Origin of the sequence: Nitrospira sp. NS4 (assembly GCF_049546785.1) — a bacterium.
Classification (GTDB): domain Bacteria; phylum Nitrospirota; class Nitrospiria; order Nitrospirales; family Nitrospiraceae; genus Nitrospira_D.
The window spans coordinates 514,147-534,348 of sequence record NZ_JBMWAN010000002.1; the positions used below are offsets into that span (position 1 = coordinate 514,147).

Genomic DNA, 20,202 nt, shown 5'->3' on the forward strand with positions numbered 1-20,202 from the left:
TCATTTTTTTGAGCGCTGCTGCAAGAAAGAGACGCTGTAGAAACGTCTAGTAGCGGGTTTGACCACACATTCTACCTACCGTCCGTTTGACATAAGCAAATTGGACGCGCAATTTTATTTTGACCTCTGCTTAAAGAGTTGTGACCAACCTAATCGATTGTTTCATGCTTGGGAGGGACTATCATGAAAATGAAGATGGGGGGTTCAATTCCATGGTTCGTCGTCTTGCTTCTGGCGTTCTCGGCTTGGGTTGGACCTGGCCCAGTGGCGGCACAAAGTTCGCCCGAGGCCTGTAGACTTATCGATGCGCTCGGCTTGGATAAGCAAATCAACCAGCACGCCCACGAAATACTCGCCGCCTGTGGACGTGTGCCCGCATCCGCGCCAGTAGAGATCAGCAGCGCTTTCAGTTCTTCTGCTCCAAGTAATTTAGGTGGGATTGATCAGGACGTCGTGCTTGGGGGAGAAGGGACCTATCCCCATGTGACTCAATCGGAAACCCAGGTCTGGACTGAGGGAAACACGAGCGTTGTGGCCTACAACGATTCCCGCACGGCACCGACCTGTTATGGAGGCGGTTCCTACTCCACTGACGGCGGGGCCACGTGGACGAATCTGAACTCGAGACCCTTCTGTTCCGGTCACGGCACCAATTACGGCGACCCAGTGCTGGTTTACGACAGGAAGCATACACGATGGCTGGCGGCATTTCTTGCAACCGGCTGTGGTGGCCAGGGTATCGGGATGTGGAGTTCGCCTGATGGGATCACCTGGTCGGCCGGATCTTGCGCGCATAGCGGCACGTCCGATGACCGCGAATCGGGCTGGGTTGACAATAACCCTGTAAGTCCGTTCTACGGTCGTGTGTATATCAGTTGGAACAATTTTGCAGTTGCCAACTCTCCCATCTTTGCCACTTATTCAGATGATGGAGGCGTCACTTGGAGCGTTCCGGTCCAAGTCGTGGCGAATGCGACCTTCATCCGCAATGTTCAATTGACGACCGGTCCTGACGGAGCCGTGTTTATTGCTGGCATGAATGAAGGCGGTGGCGGGTTGAGCCCACGCCTTAACCTTGTCTATCGTTCTACGAACGGCGGCACATCCTGGTTGGAGTTTTCGATGGGGTCGAGCTTTACGCCTCCGGGTACGTCATTCTGCGGGTATTTCGCCGCCATGTTTCCTTCCTACTGGCGGCACATGGGGTGGGGCGACATCGGAGCGGGACCAGGTGGGGTCATCCATTACGCCTACGCGCAAGGAGCCGCTGGCGACGCAGGGGACATTTACTACACGAGCTCGACGGACAACGGTGCGACCTGGAGCACAGCGATCAGACTGAACACCGACAGTGGAACCCGATTGCAGTGGCAACCTTCGCTATCGGTCTCACCGGCAGGTCATGTGTTCGTGAGTTGGTACGACGCCCGGAATACGACCGGCAATGCGTACGAACGCTGGGGAAGGGTATCAAACGACAATGGCCTGACATGGCAGACCGACGACGTGATCAGTGACGCCCCCAGTCCCCTGCCCCTTCAGCCCGATTCAACCGTCAATTCATGCTATGCGGGAGATTACGATCGGAGCTTTGCCGATGGCAGTGCGTTCTTCACGGCTTGGGTCGACGGGAGAGTGGCCATCAGCGGAGTCCCTCAGCAGGATGTTTACTTTGATCGGGTCACTGATGTGCCACCTCACCTTATCTTGACGGCAACTGGGTTTAAGCAAAAGGGGGCACAGTCTGCGAATCTATCTTGGATATCCGCGATTCCAGGCGGCAACGTCGACATCAAGCGCGACTCCACTGTGATGACCACGGTGCCTGACAGCGGCGTCTACACAGACAACATCGGGACCAAGGGCAACAAGGCTTCCTATGTGTACCAAGTGTGCTATGCAGGAACGACAGACTGCTCTAACCAAACGACGGTCAAATTCGGGAAATAAGTAACGAGAAACGAAAAAGAGAGAAATTGGATGGGTGGGCGGTCAAGCACCGCGGACATTACATTATGATGAGTTTTCTGAAAGGCGAGACCGCCGCTGCCTAATTCGCTGTGTTGCGGGTACCCGCGGTGGTTCCCCCCTGTTGCCGCGATCGCCTCGCGGCACGGAGTGCGGCTGCGTCCTTGCGCATCCAAATGTCCCGCCGGAGTGCTGTATCAGCAGCTACCCGGCCGCAGACTCTGGACGGCCGTTGAGCAGGGCCAGCATGCTCTCAACCGAAGGAAACCCGGCGGATGCGGCGGACGGCAATTGAGAGCTGGATTTGGCGCTATGGACAATATGGCCGATGCCGAACTGCCGCGCGGCCGTGAGACAGCCCTCATCGTCATCGACATACAGTGATCGATCCGGATCAAAGCCCAGGAGCCGCTGACAGGCCGGCCAGTATTCTGGCCGCATCTTGAGATAGCCGACCTCGAACGCGTCGAGAATGCGATCCACCTGCCGGTCGAGGCCGGTCTTGGCGGCCTTCACCGACACCCCCGCCTCGTGCGCATTCGTGACGATCGTCACGCGCTTCCCGAGCTTCCGCAGATCCCGCAGGAATTCTTCCGCCCCCGGCAGAAAGCCGATCATGTGATCCAGCTCGCGATGCAGCGCCACCACGTCGATCCCCACGCGCTCCGTCCAGTAATGCAGGTCGGTCCAGGCCAGTTCGCCTTCGACGGATCGGTACATGGCCATCAGCCGGTCGCGCGAGTCTTCGAAGGTGAGGCGGTGGAGCGCCGCATAGCGTCGCGGCAGCTCCTCCTCGAAAAAGAAGTTGTCGAAATGCCGGTCGAGGAGCGTGCCGTCCATGTCGAGCAGCACGTCGTCGATTCGGGACCAATCGATCGAGTGATCGGTGACGGGTGATGAGTGATGCGCCATCGGGATCTCAGTATACCTGACCCGGCCGGGAGCGGCGAGGCCTGTTGTGCTTATGAAAACCTGTATGATACGGTCCAGTCCACCTATGAGAACCAAACGCGACTCCGTCACGACCACGAACGCCCTGCCCTTCAGATCCGACGCCCCGATGCCGCTCGTGGCGATCATCGGCCGGCCGAACGTGGGCAAATCGACGCTGTTCAACAAAATCCTCGGCGTCAAGACCGCCATCGTCGATGACGTGCCGGGCGTCACCCGCGACCGGAACTATGCGGACGCAGTTTATCGGGAGCGCAAATTCCGGCTGGTCGATACCGGCGGCCTGGATCTCTCCACCTCGGACGGCATGCTGTCGTTGATTCGCCGGCAGTCCGAGCTGGCGATCGCGGAAGCCGACATCCTGATTTTCCTCCTGGACGGCCGCTCGGGGCTGACCCCGCCGGACCATGAAGTGATGCGGCTGCTGCGCGGCGTGACGAAACCGATCTTCTATGCGGTGAACAAGATCGACACGCCGAAGGCCGATCCCCTCGTGGCCGATTTCTATCAACTGGGCGCGGACGAGCTGTACCCCCTTTCCGCCGAACACGGCATCGGTGTCGCCGAGCTGCTGGACGCGCTCTACCCGCTGCTGCCGCCGGCGGACCAGGCCGGGGAGCTCGCGCAGCTCCCGCGGATCGCCATCGTCGGCCGGCCGAACGTCGGCAAGTCCACGCTCATCAATGCCGTCATGGGTGAAGAACGCGTGGTGGTCAGCGACGTGCCCGGCACGACGCGGGACCCGATCGATTCGCTCGTCACCCACAACGGCAAACGCTATGTGTTCACCGATACCGCCGGCATCCGGCGGCGCGGCCGCATCGACCGGGGCATCGAAGGCTACAGCGTCATGCGGTCGCTCCGGGCCATCGGGCGGTCCGACGTGGCCGTCCTGCTGCTCGACGGGGTGGAAGGCGTGACCGAGCAGGATACGAAGATCGCCGGCGCCATCCTCAAGCAGGGCCGGGCCTGCGCCCTCCTCGTCAACAAGTGGGACCTCCGCGCGGGCGATGCCGAGGCGCGGAAAGAGTATGAGCGGGAATTCAACCGGCGCTTTCCCTTTCTCACCTGGGCCCCGGTCTTCTACGGCGCCGCGGCCAAGCCGGACTCGCTACGTCAACTGTTTCCGCAGATCGACGAAGCCTACGGCTCGTTCACCAAACGGGTGCCGACCGGACAACTGAATCAATTCCTGCAGGAACTCCTGATCACCCATCCGCTGCCGGTGCGCAAAGGCAAGCCGTCGAAAGTCACCAAATCGGCCTTCATGACGCAGGTCGCCACGAAGCCGCCGGTCTTTGCCTTGTTCGTGGGGCATCCGCAGGACATCACGCCCTCCTATCTGAAATTTCTCGAAAGCCGTCTGAGAGAAACCTACGGATTTTCCGGCACCCCGATCCGCATCCTCGCGCGCAAGAAATAGCGCGCTCCTTCACAAGCGTTCGCTCGGCGCTCATCCCCGTAAGACTACGAGGTGAACGGTTTTCATCTTGACTCCCCTTCGATCGCATGTTATTCGCAGATTATCTGCGACCTATGTGCCGGGTGTTCGGACCGCCTTCCCGCAGGGAACTCGATAGCTCCCGGAACCGAAGCACGAACAGGTTGACTCCACTATGATGCCAGCACACATCGGTCTGCGCCTTCTGTTGATCGTGGCCTGCTCGACGGGCACCACGGCCCTGAGTACATCCGCCCCCGCGTTTGCGGAAGAGGCGCCCGCCTCCTCCGCAGAACCAGCCACGGAACAGGCCTCCGGTCAGTCTCCCGCGAATTCCGACGAGATCAACCCCTCCATTACGCTGAAGGGATCGGTGTGGCGAACGAAGCCGGGCATCGTGTTTTTGAAAACGCCCGTCGGCCTGATGACGCTCAGCTCGAAGACGACGCTGAAAGATCTGCGCGGCTCTCAAGAGGTCTCGTTTTGGGTGCACGGCTCCAGCATGGCCATCGACATCCGCAAGCGGGCTGACGGCTCACTGGTCCACCGCTACCTTAGCGGCCCCTTCACAACGGGAGAGGACAGGAAATTGCCGCGCTGGACCCCGGAAGGCGACCAGTCGTTTCACTACGGAACCCATGACGCGCGTCTCGCTGCCCTGCGTCAGGGTGATCCCGTGACCGTGGAAGTGGACGACACGGGCACGGTCATCGGCCTGCACGATCTGCTGTTCGACCTGCAGGTGGGGCAGATTCCGGCCGGCAGCTCCCAGACCCATCTGTTGTTGAGCGGCACGGTGTCCAAGCTCAAATCCAACTTCATTTTTTTCAGAACCCCCGTCGGCGTGATCAACGTGAATGCGAAGATCGGCATCAAGAACGCCAAAGTGGGGCAGACCATGACGCTCCATATCCATCAACAGCATGTCGTCGCCGATTTGGGGCCCTCCCGGGCCGCACCCCCGACCCATCGCTTTGTCACCGGCCCCCTCGAATTTGCGACGCCGGACCGGACCGGTGTGAAACTCTGGACCCCCGAAGGAGAACAGACGTTCCCCGCGGACCAAGGGAAATCCGTGCTGGCCAGCGCGAAGGAAGGCGCGCCCATTACCGTCGAGCTTGACGCAGAGGGGGCCGTCGTCGGATTTCACCGGCTCAATTAGCAGGCTGTTGATACAGGCCGGCGGCGGCCTTTCGGCCGGCCTTCCTTGACAGCGTTTTCATTCCCTCCGTAGACTCCATTGAACACCATGGCCATCACCGCCACCAAAACCGGTCCGGATCGATCCTCCGCCGATCTGTCGCGCACGACGGCCAGCTTCGACACGCTCTATCGCGATCATGTCGACCTCATGTACCGCTTCGCCACGCGGCTGTGCGGGGAATCCGAAGCGGCGAAAGATCTGGTCCAGGAAACCTTCCTCAACGCGTACCGGGGCTACAAGGCGTTTCGCGGAGACGCCCAGGTCTCGACCTGGCTCTATACGATTGCGTCCCGCGCCTGCATGCGGATGCGGCGCAAGCGCAAAGGGGAGCCGGACCATGAACTCTCGCTGGAGGAGTTCATCCCGACTTCGGACGGAGAATTTCGTCTTCAGATTCCGGTTGAGGGCCTCAGCCCGGAAGAGGCGCTGCAAAACAAGCAGCTCCGGCAGGCTCTCGATCAGGCCATTGCCAAGCTGCCCAAGAAATACCGGATGGTGCTGATCCTGCGGGACATGGAAGGGCTCAGCGCGAAAGAAGTCGGCAGCGTCGTCGGCCTCAATGAGCGCGCGGTGAAATCCCGCCTCCATCGAGCCCGCTTGTTCGTCCGGCGGGAACTCAGCGCGCGCGGCATCGCGGAGCCCGAAGAGACCCATAACGGTCACCGGTTGACGCACAGAGGAGCATAACCATGGTTAAACGCGCGACTGCTCAATCGGCTCGACAGGAACCGGCCCGGCCCCATCGTCACGGCAAAGCACGCTGTGTGGCCGTCTTGCGGAAGCTGTCCGCCTACATCGATGATGAACTGCCGGGCACCCTGTGCGCCGAGCTGCGCAAGCACCTCGGCGGCTGTCCCAATTGCGAAGAATTCGTCGCCTCGCTCAGACAGACGGTCACGCTCTGCCGGCATCAGCCGACCCCGTCCCTCTCCGCGACAGAACGGGCCCGCATGCGAGACCAGATTCTCAAGGCCGCCCGCGCCCGGTAGCCGCTCCGAATCCTTTTCAGGATTCAGGACTCCCATGGGACAGGATCGTCTCGCGTATCGCCGCATGACCGGAGAGACACGTTGTCGTGAATGGCATCATCCTATTCGCACTGTCGGCCCTATTCGCAATCTCCTCGGCCATGGCCACAACAGGCCCCTCTGAGCCGGGCCTGGACCGGGGACGCAGCATCTATGAACAACGCTGCCTTGAATGTCACGGAGCCGAAGGGCGGGGCGACGGGATGAAGGCGCCGTTCTTATCCCCCAGACCCGGCAACCTCGTCTCGGCCGCGACCTCCGCCAAGTCCGACAAGGACCTGCTCAAGATCATCGCGAACGGCCGCCCGCACACGGCCATGCCGGCCTGGAAGGATCACCTGTCCGAGGAAGACCAGCGGGCCGTCCTGCAATATGTCCGCTCACTCATCCGCTTCACTCGCCCTTTGACCCCGCCTCCCCCCGCGCCGTAACGACGGGGACCCCACGCCTCTGGCCCCTTTCGGATTCGTCAAAGCCCATGCTACAGTACCGGCTTTTAGACCTCTTTGACTCTTGCCAGGGGACAGGTGATGACTATGATTCGTCGTACTTTTACGGGCCTATATTCCTTCATCCTGCTCATGCTGGTCGCGCTCCCCCTCTCGGGATGGGTTGGCGCCGGCCAGGCGCTCGCGGCTCCGGGACACAAGCAGAAACCGGCGAGCCCGCCGAAAAGTCCGGCCACGGAAACCGCCCGCCTGTATGCCGAAGCCGTCGCCAAAGGAGACCGGACAAAGGCCGGGCAGGTGGACTTTGCCTGCCAGTTTCGTCTCGTGTCCGCCGCGCCGTCTGGGCTGAAGTCCTATCCCCCGGCCGACGATCCGTCGTACGAGGCCTGCTGGCAGGAATTGAAAACCGCCCATGCCCCCGCATTGAAGCGGGACGATATCGGCATGGCCGTGCTCTGGCCGAGTGCCGGCCCGCTGGTGTTCTTCGGCGACGAGCTGCCGCGCATGCCGGCCTCGGCGTTTGTCATGAATGAGCTGGGCGTGTCACCTCCGGGAAGCGGCCTGCATGTCGCCGTGACCGGGAGCCGGTCCCTGCCCTCCGGTTCGTTCCGCCTGAGCGCGAACGGAAAGGTGCTCGCCGTACCGACCACGCTCGTCACCTTGACCGTGACGTATCAGGATCCGCTCGCCTCGCCGGTGACCTATGCGTCCGGCACGGTCAAGTGGACCAATACGATCAAGCGCGCGCGAAAATCTCTGAAGTCGGTCGCGACGCAGTGGGTGGTGTTCACCGGGCTGAAGAAACACGGTTTCCCCGGCGATGCCGCCGTGCTCAATCTCCCGGTTGTGACGCCGCCGGCGGTACCGGGCATGCAGCCCGAGAAAATTCCCTTTACCACCGAGATCAGCCGCGTCCTCCCCGAGTCAATGGTATGGTGGGGACCCGAGGACCAGCCGGGCACATTAACGGCCGCCGCCGCACGCGCCGCCACGTTTCCCGAATTGCGCGATCGGGTGGCGCTCCTCAACCGCATCCTGATCATCGACCCGAACCAGGTGGACGCGCTGACCGTCCTGACGCGCAACCTCTATGCGGTCCTCCTGCGAGAAGGCGGCAAGGGCCACGATCTCATCGTCAAGGATCCGGCCCTGTCGCTGGTCGTCAGCGAGTTCTACTGGAACATCTATGCGCAATCGACCAGAACCGATCTGTCGAACGGGATGGAAATGGGAGGGTTCTCGCAACCGACCCCGGCCGATTTTCTCTTCCGTCTCCTGCCGGCGGCTGAAGCCCTCGCCAAGGTCCGGCCGGAGCAGCTCGACAACCGGTTCCGCCTGGGCGTCGCCTATCGCTGGAACAACGACCAGCAGGCCGCCATCGAGACCCATGAAGCCCTGGTCAAAGAAATTCCCGACAGCCGCCGGTCGGCCAAGGCCGAAGCCCTGCTGCAACTGGCCTGGTCCCGCCTGCATAAATCGGCGTGGAACCGGATCCTCCACGATCCGGAAATCAACCGCGCCTATGCCGACGCCGACGCATCGTTGGCGGTCGCCGATCTGCCGCTCGATAAATTTCTCGCCGAATACACCATGGCCTACAGCATGATCTTCATGCCGGACTACGGGGACAAGGCCAAGCTGCTCCACCATGTGACGGAAGCGAAGCGGTGGTTCGACGAGGTGCCCGGCAAGACCGACGAAATCTGGCGGTACTTCCTCCATTCGGAACTGCTGAAGGCCGTGCTCGACGCCGATCCGATGTTCCAACCGGTCCTGGCCACGGCGGAAGAAAAGAAGGGCTAGTCCCGGCAGGAACCGTCAAAAGGGCCGAAGCATGCAGGCCCCGCGAGCAGGAGGACCACCAGGCTGCTCTACCTCTTCCCCATCTTCGCCAGCTCGTCGAAATAATGCGCGAAGGCTTTCATCCCGCTGGAAGCCTGGCCCCAGTCGAAGTATTCGTTCGGCGCATGGTAGCCATGCTCGGGGAGACTGAGGCCCAGAAAGAGGATCGGCACCTTCCAGGCTTTCTGCATGGTCACCACGGCGCCGATCGACCCGCCTTCGCGAATGAAAGCCGGTTCTTTTCCGAATCCCGCCTTCGCCGCCCGCTTCACCGCTTCGACGTAGGGTCCCTCGAACAGCCCCTTGAACGGCTGGAGCATCCCTTCCCGTTCCACCTTCACATCGGGATTCACCTTGGCGACATGTTTCCTGAGCAGCGCGAACGCCTTTTCGGGAGTCTGGTTCGGCACCAGCCGCATGCTCACTTTGAGCTCGCCCTGGCCCGGCACGACGGTCTTGACGCCGGGGCCGTGATAGCCGCCGGTGAGGCCGTGCACCTCAAAGGTCGGCGCGGCCCAGATGCGGCGCATGATCTCGGCGGGGTCCTGCGTGCGCAGCGTCCGAAACCCGTAGGCCTGCTTGAACCGGGCGACCTGAAAGCCCGACTTGAGGAAGCTCTTGATCTCCGCTTTCGTCGGCTCCACCACATCGTCGTAGAATCCGGGAATCTTCACCTTCCCCGTCCTGGCATCCACGCAGGTCTGCGCGACTTCCATGAGTTCCGCCAGGGGATTGCGCGCGGCGCCGCCGGTGACGCCGGAATGGGCGTCCTTCGTGCCGGTTTTGAGCGTGAGCCGCGCGCCGAGCAATCCGCGCAAGCCGTAGGGCATGGCGGGCCTGCCTTTGGCAAGCCAGATCGTATCCGACACGACGACCGAGTCGGGCCGGGGAATCGCCGCGCGATTGTTGAGCCCGGCCGCAAAATGCGGACTGCCGATCTCTTCTTCGAGTTCCCACAGAAAGCGAATGTTGATCGGCACTCCCTGCTCGATCGCAAAGCGCGCGCCGAGCAACGCCGCCAGCGCCGGTCCCTTGTCGTCCGTCGCGCCCCGGCCATGATAGATGCCGTCTTCCTTGCGGAAGGCGAAGGGCGCTTCTTTCCATTCCGGCTCCTGCGCCGGCTGCACGTCGAGATGATTGTAGATGGTCACCGTCGGATGATCGGCGCCCGTCGTCCACCCTCCGGAGATGATCGGATAGCCGCCGGTTTCGACGACCTGCGCCTCCGCGCCAACACTCTTCAAGTATTGCACCGCGAGCGTCGCGGCGCGCGGCATCTCGCCCGCCCGCGCCGGATCCATGCTGATCGACGGCACTTCCACCAGCTGACCCAGCAGGTCTTCGAAGCTCGCCCGGCTGTCATTTACATACTGTTTGAGCTGTTCGTCATTCGTCATAGTCGTCTGCCTCCGGTCTCATGCAGAGGGATTATAACGACGAGACGCCGGAAGCGAAAGAAGGCGGGCGCGCGATCATGCTCCGAACAATGGTAGAATACGCCCGTGATGGCGCACGCATTGATACCGGCATTCGGATTCATCTCTGGGCTTCTGCTCTGCACGGCCGTCATCGCTCCACCCTTGCCAGCGTGGGCCGAGGAGCCGGTTCCGATTCAGGCTATCCTGGAAGAGCCGCGCATCTTTCATTTGCGGCAGGTGACCATGCAGGGCGTCGCGCGCGATGTGCAGCCGCTCGATCCCTATAAACTCCCGAACGAGAATGTGTGCTACGGCGCCTACCTCTTTAAACTCGAAGACGATACGGGCGTCATGTCCGTGGCCGTGCTCGGCATCTGCGGGAGGCCGCTGGTGCGCGACCCTGAAATCGAGGACGGCCAGCGTGTGGAAGTGAGCGCCACGATTCAAGCGCCCAGCCATGGCGGCTACTACCTGAGCTTTCAGGGACTCAAGGTCGTGACCGAGGAAGAAGGCCTGGTGCAAGCCGTGGCCACCCGCATTCTCCCGGTTATCGAATGACGAACATGCCGGCACCGGTACATCCATCACAGACGACGGTCGCCTGGATCGGCACCGGAGTGATGGGCGCCGCCATGTGCGGACACGTCTTGAAGGCCGGCTATCGCGTCTCCGTCCACACCCGCACGCCGGCCAAGGCCCAACCCTTGCTCGGTCAGGGCGCCGCATGGGCCGAATCGCTTCGCGCCGCCGCCGACCGCGCCGACATCGTCGTCACAATGGTCGGATTTCCCCGTGACGTGCGCGACGTCTATCTTGCGCCTGACGGCATCCTTGCCGGAGCCAGGCCGGGCTCGATCCTGATCGATATGACGACGACCGAGCCCTCGCTGAGCCGCGAGATCGCCGCAGCCGCGTCGGCGAAAGGGCTGTCGGCCATCGATGCGCCGGTCTCCGGCGGCGATGTCGGCGCGAAACACGCGACCCTCTCGATCATGGTCGGCGGAGATCGCCGCACGGTTGAGGTCGTGCGGCCGCTCCTCGCATGCCTGGGCAGAAAGATCGTCTATCAAGGACCGGCGGGCGCCGGCCAGCACACGAAACTCTGCAATCAGATCGTCATCGCCGGCACCATGGCGGGTGTCTGCGAGAGTCTGCTCTACGGATATAGGGCCGGGCTCGACCTGCATCAGATGCTCGAATCGATCAGGGGCGGCGCGGCAGCCTGCTGGACCCTGGATCATCTCGCTCCGCGCATGCTCCAGCGCAATTTCGACCCCGGATTCTTCGTCGAGCATTTTGTGAAAGACATGGGCATCGCACTGGAAGAAACCGCGCGCATGGGCCTGACGCTCCCCGGATTGACGCTGGTCCATGGCCTGTATCAGCGGGTGGAGGCGCTCGGCCACGGACGCAGCGGGACTCATGCCCTGTTGTTGGCCCTGGAAGACCTGTCCGGCATGACGGACTCCAGCACGTGAGGATGCCATGACTCGACCTCGATCCTTCCTCCTCCTCCCTCTCGCACTGGTCACGTTGTCGGCCTGCGCCGGCAGCAAAGGGTTCGACCGGGCGGACATGCGCGAAGTGCTGCGCCAGACGGTGAACCTGTCGCAGCAGCAAACGGCGCCGGGCGTCACAGAGCGGCCCGGACCGGCATTGGCCGTCCCCTTCCGCCTGGGTATCTTTTTCGCGCGCCGGGAGTTTCCGACCCGACGTGCCATTCAGCGGGTCGAATGGCTGAGCCGGGATAAGGAGGCGCTGCTTCGCTCGCTCGTTCCCTTGCAAGACCAACAGATCCTGCGCGAAAGCATCGTCATTGCCGACTCGTCCGTGCAGCATGCCTCCCTGACGGAACTCCGGAAAGCCGCCGCGCGCTACGGTGCGGACGTGCTCATGATCGTGACCGGAGTCGGTTCCGTGGATCGCTACAACAACGGGTATGCCGCCTTGTATCCGACGATCATCGGCGCCTATCTGGCGCCGGGGACGGTCAGCGAGGCGCTGTTCCTGATCGAAGGCAGCCTGTGGGATGTGCGGTCCGGCGTCGGCTATGGCACAGAAGGAGCGGAAGGCACGGCAACGAAGGCCGGACCCGCCACCTCGCTTGAGGATCAAGAGGTCCTGACCGAGGCCAAGGCCGCGGCACTCCGGAATTTCGGGGAGCGTCTTGACGACCTGGTTGGTCTCGCCGCACATACCGGCAAGAGTTTACGGTGAGTCAAACGACCAGAGAATCCCCAATAACAGGAGCTGCTGCGTCGACGCTAATCCGCTTATCCCGGGGCTGACCTCGCCACCCTTGAAGAACCCTCCTCCGACTCCCGTCGACTCGTCGTACCGGTACTCCAGCCGTACCATCGTAGTGGTCCAACGGTAGGGGAACTTGTATTCCACGGTTGACGTAATCGCCTTCACAAACTGCTCCTGTCCCGTCCATCGTCCGTTGCGGTCCCAGTAGAATTCCGGCCGCACAGCCAGGCTCCAGGGACCGGACACGTGCCACTTCGCCACCAGGTTGCCTCCCATGGCGAAGGTGCGCGGACTGCCTGGTTGATCGGCAATGCTCTCCGTGCCGATGTCATACGACGCCGCGAGAGTCAGGTCGTCGCCTTTCCATTCCAAAATGTGGTTGCCATAGAGGCGCCAGAATTCCAGAGAGGTCTTGTTCTGATCGGGCCCCCAATAGATTGTCTGGGTGGCCGTGAGACGCGGGGTGATCTTGTAAGCCCACTGGCCTCCATAGGACGGCTGGTCGTTCGGACGGGACAGATGAAAATAGCCGTTGATCACGAACGCCGCGACGGTGAGCCGTTCGTTCACCGGATACTTCGCATTGACGCCGAACATCATGTAGGGCGTGTAGTCGGCAATCCAGGAGCGTGTGTAGTTGTTATTGTCTTTCGCGTAGAGCGATTCATACCCGATCAAACTGTTGAACAGGCCGGCTGTCACCGTCAGGCCGTTCCCCACGGGAGCGAGGTACGAGACATTCGCCCGGTGCAGATGCCGCCAGGTATCAGCCCCGTCGACCTTCGGCTCTCCCTGGAGATAGGCAAAGTCTTTCGAGTCGTAACCTCCCTGCAGACCGAATTCCATCCCCCATCGTGAGGTCTCGCCGGCATCTTTGCGCACGTACACATAGCCCATGTTCGGCGCCAATTCGTTGTGACGGGAAGCTGTGGCCCGGCTCCGCCAGAGATGATTCTCGGGGAAGTTGAAATTCACGACGTAGCTGAGATCGAAGTAGGCGCCGTAATGCCAGTCACTTGTAGCTGTCTCAGGCGCACCGGCTGGAGCCGACAACGGTTTGACCGGTTCGTCCGATACCTGGCCAGAACTCTGAGACTCGACGGCATAGACCGGGACGACCAATGCGAATCCGATCGTGAGCCCGCACACACGAATCACCCAGTGACTTGAACGGCCCACACCGTTCTTCCTGGCAGGGTCAAGAAACTCTTTTTCTCCCACAACGCGCTCCATCCGTCTTCTCACGTTCGCACAAGATTCACGCCCCTTCGCCGCCAACTATCATCCCGTGCCTCATCAAGACGGGATCACAACGGAGTGCGTCGATGTAAAGAAATCGTACAAGATAATGGCCGTTGGTCATTCCGTCCGGAGCCGATAGCCGACTCCCAACTCCGTCACCAGATAACGGGGATGGGCCGGGTTTCTCTCCAGTTTATTTCTCAACTGCCGCATGTAGACCCGTAGATAGTGGCCTTCCTCCACATGAAGCGGACCCCAGACCTCTTTCAGTAACTGCCGATGGGTCAATACTTTTCCCGCGTGGCGGATCAGCGTGGTCAGCAGCTTGTATTCGATCGGCGTGAAATGAATTTCCTTCCCTGAGACGTGCACCTGCCGCCGTCCGAGATCCACCGTAAGATCGCCGAGCGTAAACACCGGCTCGGAGACATCGGCAGATTGAGAGGCGTGGCGAAGCGCCGCTCGCATCCGTGCGAGCAGCTCATGGACCCCGAACGGTTTGGTCACGTAGTCGTCGGCACCGAGGTCGAGCGCGGCCACCTTGACCTGTTCCTGATCGCGGGCCGACAGCACGATGATCGGCGTAGCGGTCCATTCCCGCACCCGGCGAATGACCTCGCTCCCCTCAAGATCCGGCAGACCGAGGTCCAACAGGATCAGGTCGGGGTTTCTGGCCTTGGCTTCGGTCAGGCCCTCCCGCCCCGTCGCAGCCTCATAGAGCCGAAATCCGTGTGCGGGCAGTGTTGTCCGGAGGAAACGCCGGATTTCCGGCTCGTCTTCAATTAAAAGTATCGTGGCTTCCTGTGACATAGGGCCCTGCGACCTCGATTGCCGCGCTTCGATTGATCAGGACTCTGCTTGCCGGGCCTCGCTCTGCTCTGTTTCCACTGGAGGCTGCTGATCCGGCAAGGGGATCGCAAACCGAAAGAGAGCACCGCCCCCTGAGCGATGCTCCGCCCAGATACGGCCGCCATGCGCCTCCACGATGCCGCGACAAATCGTCAGCCCCAGCCCGACCCCTCCCTCTCGTGCAGGCTTGGCGCGATAGAACTTGTCGAAGATGCGCGCCTCATCACCGAACGGGATCCCCGGCCCTCGATCTCCGATTTCGACGATCACTTCGCGATCGCCGGCCGACGCGGATAGATCGATAGGGGTTCCCGGCGGCGCGTACTTCACGGCGTTCTCCACGAGATTAATCACCACCTGTTCCAGAAGCACCCCGTCGACCAGCAACAGCGGCAGATCGGCAGGAAACGCCGTATTGACGGTATGCTCGCGCAACCGGCCCTCCAATCTGGCCAGGGCCGCTCCCACCACCTCATCCACAGGGTGCCATTCCTTGTTGAGTTGGACGGCCCCGGCCTCGATGCGCATCATGTCGAGCAGATTCTTGAGCAAGCGGTCCAGGCGGTCGGCCTCCCGGAAAATAGATCGAGAGAGCTCGCGCCGGGCGGCGGAATCCAGTTCGCCCTGTTCTACCATTAAGCTACTGGCGGCGCCGGTGATGGCCGCCAGCGGGGTGCGCAGGTCATGGGAGACGGAACTCAGGATGGCATTCCGCATGCGCTCCGTTTCTACCCGCACGTGAGCCTTCTCCGCTTCTTCGGACAGACGCGTCCGTTCGATCGCCAACGCCACCTGGTTCAGGAGAGATTCGAGCAGATGCAGCTGATCGGGGTCCAAGAGCCGGCTGGAGTCGGTCGGCCGTAGCGCCACCACCCCGATCGCCCCGGCGGAACCGGCCAGGGGCATATAGAGGGCGCTGGTTCCCGGAAGCGTATCGGTTCCAAGCCCGGCGCGCTCGTTGTGGTCGAATACCCATTGGGCCACACCCGACTCCTTGGGATCGAATTCAAAATGCAGCCCTTCACTGCGTTGGACTTGCACCCGTTTGTCGAGATCCGCCAGAAAGATCGCGACCTGGGCATCGAACACGTCTCGAAGATGCTTCGCCGCGAGCTGGGTCAGCATCCCGGTTCCCCGGTGCGTGGCGAGATCGCGGCTCATCGTGTACAGCACGCCGGTACGCCGTTCCCGATAGCGGGCCAGTTCGGCTTGCTGGTGGAGACGCACGGCGAGATTACTGATGACCAAGGCCACGACCAGCATCACCCCGAACGTCAACAGGTATTGAAGGTCGGAGACAGCGAAGGAGTAGTAGGGCGGGACGAAGAAAAAGTCGAAGAACGCCACGCTGAGGACCGATGCGAGCACCGACGGCCCGCGCCCGAGGCGAATCGCGATGACGATCACCGCGATGAGATACATCATGATCAAGTTCGCCGCCGAGAAGTACGGGAACATCAGCCAGGCGACCCCGCTCGCGCACAACACCCCGAGGGTCGCATGGGCATACCCTGAGACGTCGCTGGTTCTCCGGAGACTCCGGCGGACGAGCGGCTGTCCCTCGCCGGCCTCGCCCGTAATGACATAGATGTCGATCTCCCCGCTTTGCTGGATGAGCTCCGACACGACGGATCCGAAGATCCATTCCTTCCACCGGGACCTGACCGGCTTCCCGACGATGATCTTCGTCACGTTGCGGCTGCGCGCATAACTCAAGAGTTCCTGGGCCACGTTCTCGCCGATCAACGTGACCGCTTCGGCTCCCAGCTGCTCGGCCAACCGCAGGGTCTGCCCCAATCGATCCCGTTCCGCCTGCGGCAAGCGGAGGTGCCGGGGAATCTGCACGTAGACCGCAATCCATTTGGCATGCAGGTCTGCCGCCATCTGGCGCGCGGCCCTCACGAGGCGGGGGCCGCGCGGTTTCGTGTTGACGCACACCATGACGGTTTCCGCGGCCGGCCAGGTCCGCACCACCGCGTGATCGCGGCGGTAGACTTCCATCTGCTGGTCCACCCGCTCTGCCGTGCGGCGTAGCGCCAGTTCGCGCAACGCAATGAGATTGCCTTTGGAGAAAAAGTTCTGGATGGCGTGCTGAATCTGCTCGGGAACATAGACTTTCCCGTCTTTGAGCCGCTGCAGAAGATCGTCGGGCGGAAGGTCGATCAGCTCCACATCATCTGCCCGTTCGAGCATAGAATCCGGTACCGTCTCGCGAACCCGCACGCCGGTAATTTGGGCCACCACGTCGTTCAAGCTTTCCAGGTGCTGCACGTTCACCGTGGTATAGACATGGATGCCTGCCTTCAGCAATTCCTGAACGTCCTGCCACCGCTTGGCGTGGCGCAGGCCCGGGGCGTTGGTGTGTGCCAGTTCGTCGATGAGGATGAGGGCGGGACGGCGAGCCAGGGCCGCGTCGAGATCGAATTCCTGGAGCAGGGTTCCCCGATAGTCCACGGTGCGGCGGGCCAGCACGTCCAGTCCGCTCACCAAGGCTTCGGTTTCCGCTCGTCCGTGGGTCTCCACCACGCCGATGACGACGTCCACGCCGTCGCGCCGCTGCTCGTGCGCCGCCTCCAGCATGGCGTACGTCTTGCCGACGCCGGGGTTGGCGCCGAGGAAGACTTTCAGTTTGCCCTCCGCCTGCCGGGCTTCCTCCGCCTGCACACGCTTGAGGAGCGCGTCGGGATCCGGTCGTTTCTGGTTCAAGGGTCAGATCCTCTCTCGGCGTCGCGGTTGCTCGCTCAAATGACGCCTGAATTCTAGGGAAGGGCGGGAAGGGCGTCAACGAGACAAGCGGCCGTCGGAGTTCAACAGGCTGTCGGCACCGTTCCTGAATCATGACTGCCGGGCGATCACGATCGGTGACTAGCGCCCTTCATCCAGTGCAACATTCAGCTGGAAGACATTGACTCGTGGCTCCCCCAACAATCCGAACTGGCGGCCTTCGGTGTGCCGGGCCACCAGCGCTCCCACGGTGCTCTCATCCAGGCCTCGCGCCCCGGCTACTCGCTTCACTTGGTACAGAGCCGCAGCCGGGCTCATGTGAGGATCTAGCCCGCTGCCGGAAGCGGTGACAAGGTCCACCGGGATCGGCATCTCGTTGCCCGGATGAGCCGCCCGCAAGGCGTCCACTCTGGCTTGCACCGCCGCGATGAATGCCGGGTTCGTAGGCCCGAGGTTCGATCCGCCCGACGCAGCGGCGCGATAGGGAAAGGGCGAGGACGCCGACGGGCGGCCCCAGAAATACTCCGGCTTGTCGAAATACTGTCCGATCAACCTGGAGCCCACGACCATTCCGTCGCGGACGATCAGGCTGCCGTTCGCTTGATCGGGAAAGAACAGGTGAGCCAGCCCGGTGACCGTGAGCGGATAGACCAATCCGGTGAGGATCGTCAGGATCAGTAACATCGTCAGCGCAGGTCTTATGTGGTCTCTCATGACTGCCTCAGATCAAATGAAGCGCGACTAAGATCATGTCAATCAGCTTAATACCGATAAACGGCACCACGACACCGCCCAACCCGTAGATCAGAAGATGACGCCGCAACAATGGACCCGCGCCGATGGGGCGATACGCGATTCCTTTTAAAGCGAGCGGAATGAGCGCAATGATAATCAGCGCGTTGAAAATGACCGCGGACAGGACCGCGCTTTGCGGAGTTGCCAATCGCATCACGTTGAGCGCATTCAGAGCCGGATAGGTCGTGGCAAAGGCTGCGGGAATAATGGCGAAGTACTTCGCGACATCGTTGGCGATGCTGAATGTGGTCAAGGCTCCGCGGGTCATGAGCAACTGCTTGCCGATTTCCACGATCTCGATGAGCTTCGTGGGGTTCGAATCCAGATCGACCAGATTGCCCGCTTCTTTGGCGGCCTGCGTGCCGGTGTTCATCGCCACGGCGACGTCAGCCTGAGCCAGTGCCGGGGCATCGTTGGTGCCGTCCCCCGTCATGGCGACGAGCCGGCCGCCGGCCTGCATCTCGCGAATGAGCTGGAGCTTGGCTTCAGGCGTGGCCTGTGCCAGGAAATCGTCTACGCCGGCCTCCGCGGCCACAGCCGCCGCAGTCTGCGGATTGTCGCCGGTGATCATCACCGTCTTGATGCCCATGCGTCGCAGCTCCCCGAATCGTTCCTTGATCCCGCCTTTCACAACATCTTTGAGATCGATGACGCCCAACACTTTTGGCCCCTCCGCGACCACCAACGGTGTCCCCCCCTGCTTCGCAATGATTTCCACTTGTGCGCGGGTCGCACGGGAAAAATGCCCGCCCCGATCCGTCACATAGGCTTCAATGGCATCCGCAGACCCCTTGCGGATTTCCCTCCCGTTGAGATTGACGCCGCTCATGCGGGTTTGAGCCGAAAAGGGAATAAACATGGCGCCCAGCTCGTGGATGTCGCGGGCGCGTAATCCATACATCTCTTTCGCAAGCACGACGATGCTTCGGCCTTCCGGCGTCTCGTCCGCCAGCGACGAGAGCTGGGCCGCATCGGCCAGCGCCTGATCACTCACCCCTTCTGCAGGATGAAAGGCGGTCGCCTGACGGTTGCCCAGCGTGATGGTCCCGGTCTTGTCGAGGAGCAACACATCCACATCGCCCGCCGCCTCGACCGCCTTTCCCGACATGGCGATGACGTTGGCTTGCACCATGCGATCCATGCCGGCGATACCGATGGCCGAGAGGAGAGCCCCGATCGTCGTAGGAATGAGACAGACGAGCAGTGCCACCAACACCGTCACGGTCACCGGCGTTCCTTGCTCGATGGCCTGCACGCTATACAGAGAAAAGGGTAACAACGTCACCGTTGCCAAGAGAAAGATGATGGTGAGCGCGGCCAGCAAAATTGTAAGGGCGATCTCATTCGGCGTCTTCTGACGCTTGGCCCCTTCCACCATCGCGATCATCCGGTCGAGAAAACTCTCGCCCGGGCTCGCCGTGACACGAACGATGAGCCAGTCTGAGAGCACCTTCGTGCCCCCTGTCACGGCACTGCGATCGCCGCCGCTTTCCCTGATCACCGGCGCACTCTCACCGGTGATCGCGCTCTCATTCACCGACGCCACCCCTTCGATCACCTCGCCGTCAGCTGGAATGAACTCTCCGGCCTCCACCAGCACCACATCGCCTTTCTTCAACGCACTCGCGGAAACCGCATTGGACAGATCGCCCCGCTGGAATTGTTTGTTCGTGGCGGCCTCATCATCAACGCCTGGCTCCACACGCCCGAGCTGCCTTGCGATGATATCCCGGCGCGCCCGACGAAGCGAATCGGCCTGAGCTTTGCCGCGGCCTTCCGCCATGGCTTCCGCAAAGTTGGCGAACAGCACGGTGAACCAGAGCCACAGCGCAATCGAGAAAATGAACCAAGCCGGCGCTTCTCCGTTCCCGACCAGCGCTTGGACAAGTAAGAGGGTGCTGAGGAGGCTCCCCACGAGCACCACGAACATCACCGGGTTGCGGACCTGTAGCCGAGGGTCGAGCTTGCGCAGCGCCTCCAGCATCGCGTGTCGGACAAGCGGGGGATCGAAGAGCGGGCGCGCTTTCGTCGATGTCGACAT

The 20,202-nt window shown here is 61.9% G+C and carries 17 protein-coding genes; 10 read left to right on the forward strand and 7 right to left on the reverse strand.

Features of this window, described 5'->3' with window-relative positions:
- The first annotated feature begins 183 nt into the window (after positions 1-183).
- Entirely contained in the window at positions 184-1,950 is a 1,767-nt protein-coding gene (locus ACO9S2_RS07045) for a sialidase family protein (protein ID WP_423721245.1), read from the forward strand.
- Positions 1,951-2,172: 222 nt separating this feature from the next.
- Here the strand turns inward: ACO9S2_RS07045 and ACO9S2_RS07050 are convergent, their stop codons facing one another.
- Entirely contained in the window at positions 2,173-2,880 is a 708-nt protein-coding gene (locus ACO9S2_RS07050; protein WP_423721246.1) for an HAD family hydrolase, read from the reverse strand.
- Positions 2,881-3,028: 148 nt separating this feature from the next.
- Here ACO9S2_RS07050 and der point away from each other — a divergent pair, with 148 nt between their 5' ends.
- The 6 genes from der to ACO9S2_RS07080 all read left to right on the forward strand — a co-directional run bounded on the left by der (position 3,029) and on the right by ACO9S2_RS07080 (position 8,844).
- Positions 3,029-4,342, forward strand: a complete 1,314-nt coding sequence (gene der, locus ACO9S2_RS07055; RefSeq protein WP_423721573.1) for a ribosome biogenesis GTPase Der — start codon at positions 3,029-3,031, stop codon at positions 4,340-4,342.
- Between the two features lie 193 nt (positions 4,343-4,535).
- Positions 4,536-5,522 carry a hypothetical protein gene (locus ACO9S2_RS07060; protein ID WP_423721247.1) on the forward strand — a complete coding sequence of 329 codons (987 nt, stop codon included), beginning with the start codon at positions 4,536-4,538 and terminating at the stop codon, positions 5,520-5,522.
- An 87-nt stretch (positions 5,523-5,609) separates the two neighbouring features.
- Complete coding sequence (locus ACO9S2_RS07065) at positions 5,610-6,251, forward strand: RNA polymerase sigma factor (RefSeq protein WP_423721248.1); 642 nt, start codon at positions 5,610-5,612, stop codon at positions 6,249-6,251.
- A 2-nt stretch (positions 6,252-6,253) separates the two neighbouring features.
- Positions 6,254-6,553 carry an anti-sigma factor family protein gene (locus ACO9S2_RS07070; protein ID WP_423721249.1) on the forward strand — a complete coding sequence of 100 codons (300 nt, stop codon included), beginning with the start codon at positions 6,254-6,256 and terminating at the stop codon, positions 6,551-6,553.
- 86 nt (positions 6,554-6,639) lie between these two features.
- Positions 6,640-7,023, forward strand: a complete 384-nt coding sequence (locus ACO9S2_RS07075) for a c-type cytochrome (RefSeq protein WP_423721250.1) — start codon at positions 6,640-6,642, stop codon at positions 7,021-7,023.
- A gap of 105 nt (positions 7,024-7,128) precedes the next feature.
- A complete protein-coding gene (locus ACO9S2_RS07080) occupies positions 7,129-8,844 on the forward strand; it encodes a tetratricopeptide repeat protein (RefSeq protein ID WP_423721251.1) in 1,716 nt (571 codons plus the stop codon).
- 68 nt (positions 8,845-8,912) lie between these two features.
- Here ACO9S2_RS07080 and ACO9S2_RS07085 read toward each other — a convergent pair whose 3' ends face one another.
- Positions 8,913-10,280, reverse strand: coding sequence for a M20/M25/M40 family metallo-hydrolase (locus ACO9S2_RS07085; protein ID WP_423721252.1), 1,368 nt, complete (start codon positions 10,278-10,280; stop codon positions 8,913-8,915).
- A 108-nt stretch (positions 10,281-10,388) separates the two neighbouring features.
- Between ACO9S2_RS07085 and ACO9S2_RS07090 the strand changes: the two genes are divergently transcribed.
- From ACO9S2_RS07090 to ACO9S2_RS07100, 3 genes are read left to right on the forward strand one after another with little or no spacing between them, the layout of a single operon-like run.
- Positions 10,389-10,859 carry a hypothetical protein gene (locus tag ACO9S2_RS07090; RefSeq protein ID WP_423721253.1) on the forward strand — a complete coding sequence of 157 codons (471 nt, stop codon included), beginning with the start codon at positions 10,389-10,391 and terminating at the stop codon, positions 10,857-10,859.
- Positions 10,860-10,864: 5 nt separating this feature from the next.
- Complete coding sequence (locus ACO9S2_RS07095; RefSeq protein WP_423721254.1) at positions 10,865-11,779, forward strand: NAD(P)-dependent oxidoreductase; 915 nt, start codon at positions 10,865-10,867, stop codon at positions 11,777-11,779.
- Positions 11,780-11,786: 7 nt separating this feature from the next.
- Complete coding sequence (locus tag ACO9S2_RS07100) at positions 11,787-12,518, forward strand: hypothetical protein (RefSeq protein WP_423721255.1); 732 nt, start codon at positions 11,787-11,789, stop codon at positions 12,516-12,518.
- Here ACO9S2_RS07100 and ACO9S2_RS07105 read toward each other — a convergent pair.
- The 5 genes from ACO9S2_RS07105 to kdpB all read right to left on the reverse strand — a co-directional run bounded on the left by ACO9S2_RS07105 (position 12,510) and on the right by kdpB (position 20,202).
- On the reverse strand, positions 12,510-13,784 hold the full coding sequence (locus ACO9S2_RS07105) for an outer membrane beta-barrel protein (RefSeq protein WP_423721256.1): 1,275 nt from the start codon (positions 13,782-13,784) through the stop codon (positions 12,510-12,512). The two genes, ACO9S2_RS07100 and ACO9S2_RS07105, sit on opposite strands and share 9 nt — an antisense overlap.
- A gap of 126 nt (positions 13,785-13,910) precedes the next feature.
- Positions 13,911-14,603, reverse strand: coding sequence for a response regulator (locus ACO9S2_RS07110; protein ID WP_423721257.1), 693 nt, complete (start codon positions 14,601-14,603; stop codon positions 13,911-13,913).
- Between the two features lie 36 nt (positions 14,604-14,639).
- Positions 14,640-17,348: a DUF4118 domain-containing protein gene (locus ACO9S2_RS07115; RefSeq protein WP_423721258.1), complete on the reverse strand. Its 2,709-nt coding sequence runs from the start codon at positions 17,346-17,348 to the stop codon at positions 14,640-14,642.
- Between the two features lie 159 nt (positions 17,349-17,507).
- Entirely contained in the window at positions 17,508-18,080 is a 573-nt protein-coding gene (kdpC, locus tag ACO9S2_RS07120) for a potassium-transporting ATPase subunit KdpC (protein ID WP_423721259.1), read from the reverse strand.
- A gap of 7 nt (positions 18,081-18,087) precedes the next feature.
- Positions 18,088-20,202, reverse strand: a complete 2,115-nt coding sequence (kdpB, locus tag ACO9S2_RS07125; protein ID WP_423721260.1) for a potassium-transporting ATPase subunit KdpB — start codon at positions 20,200-20,202, stop codon at positions 18,088-18,090.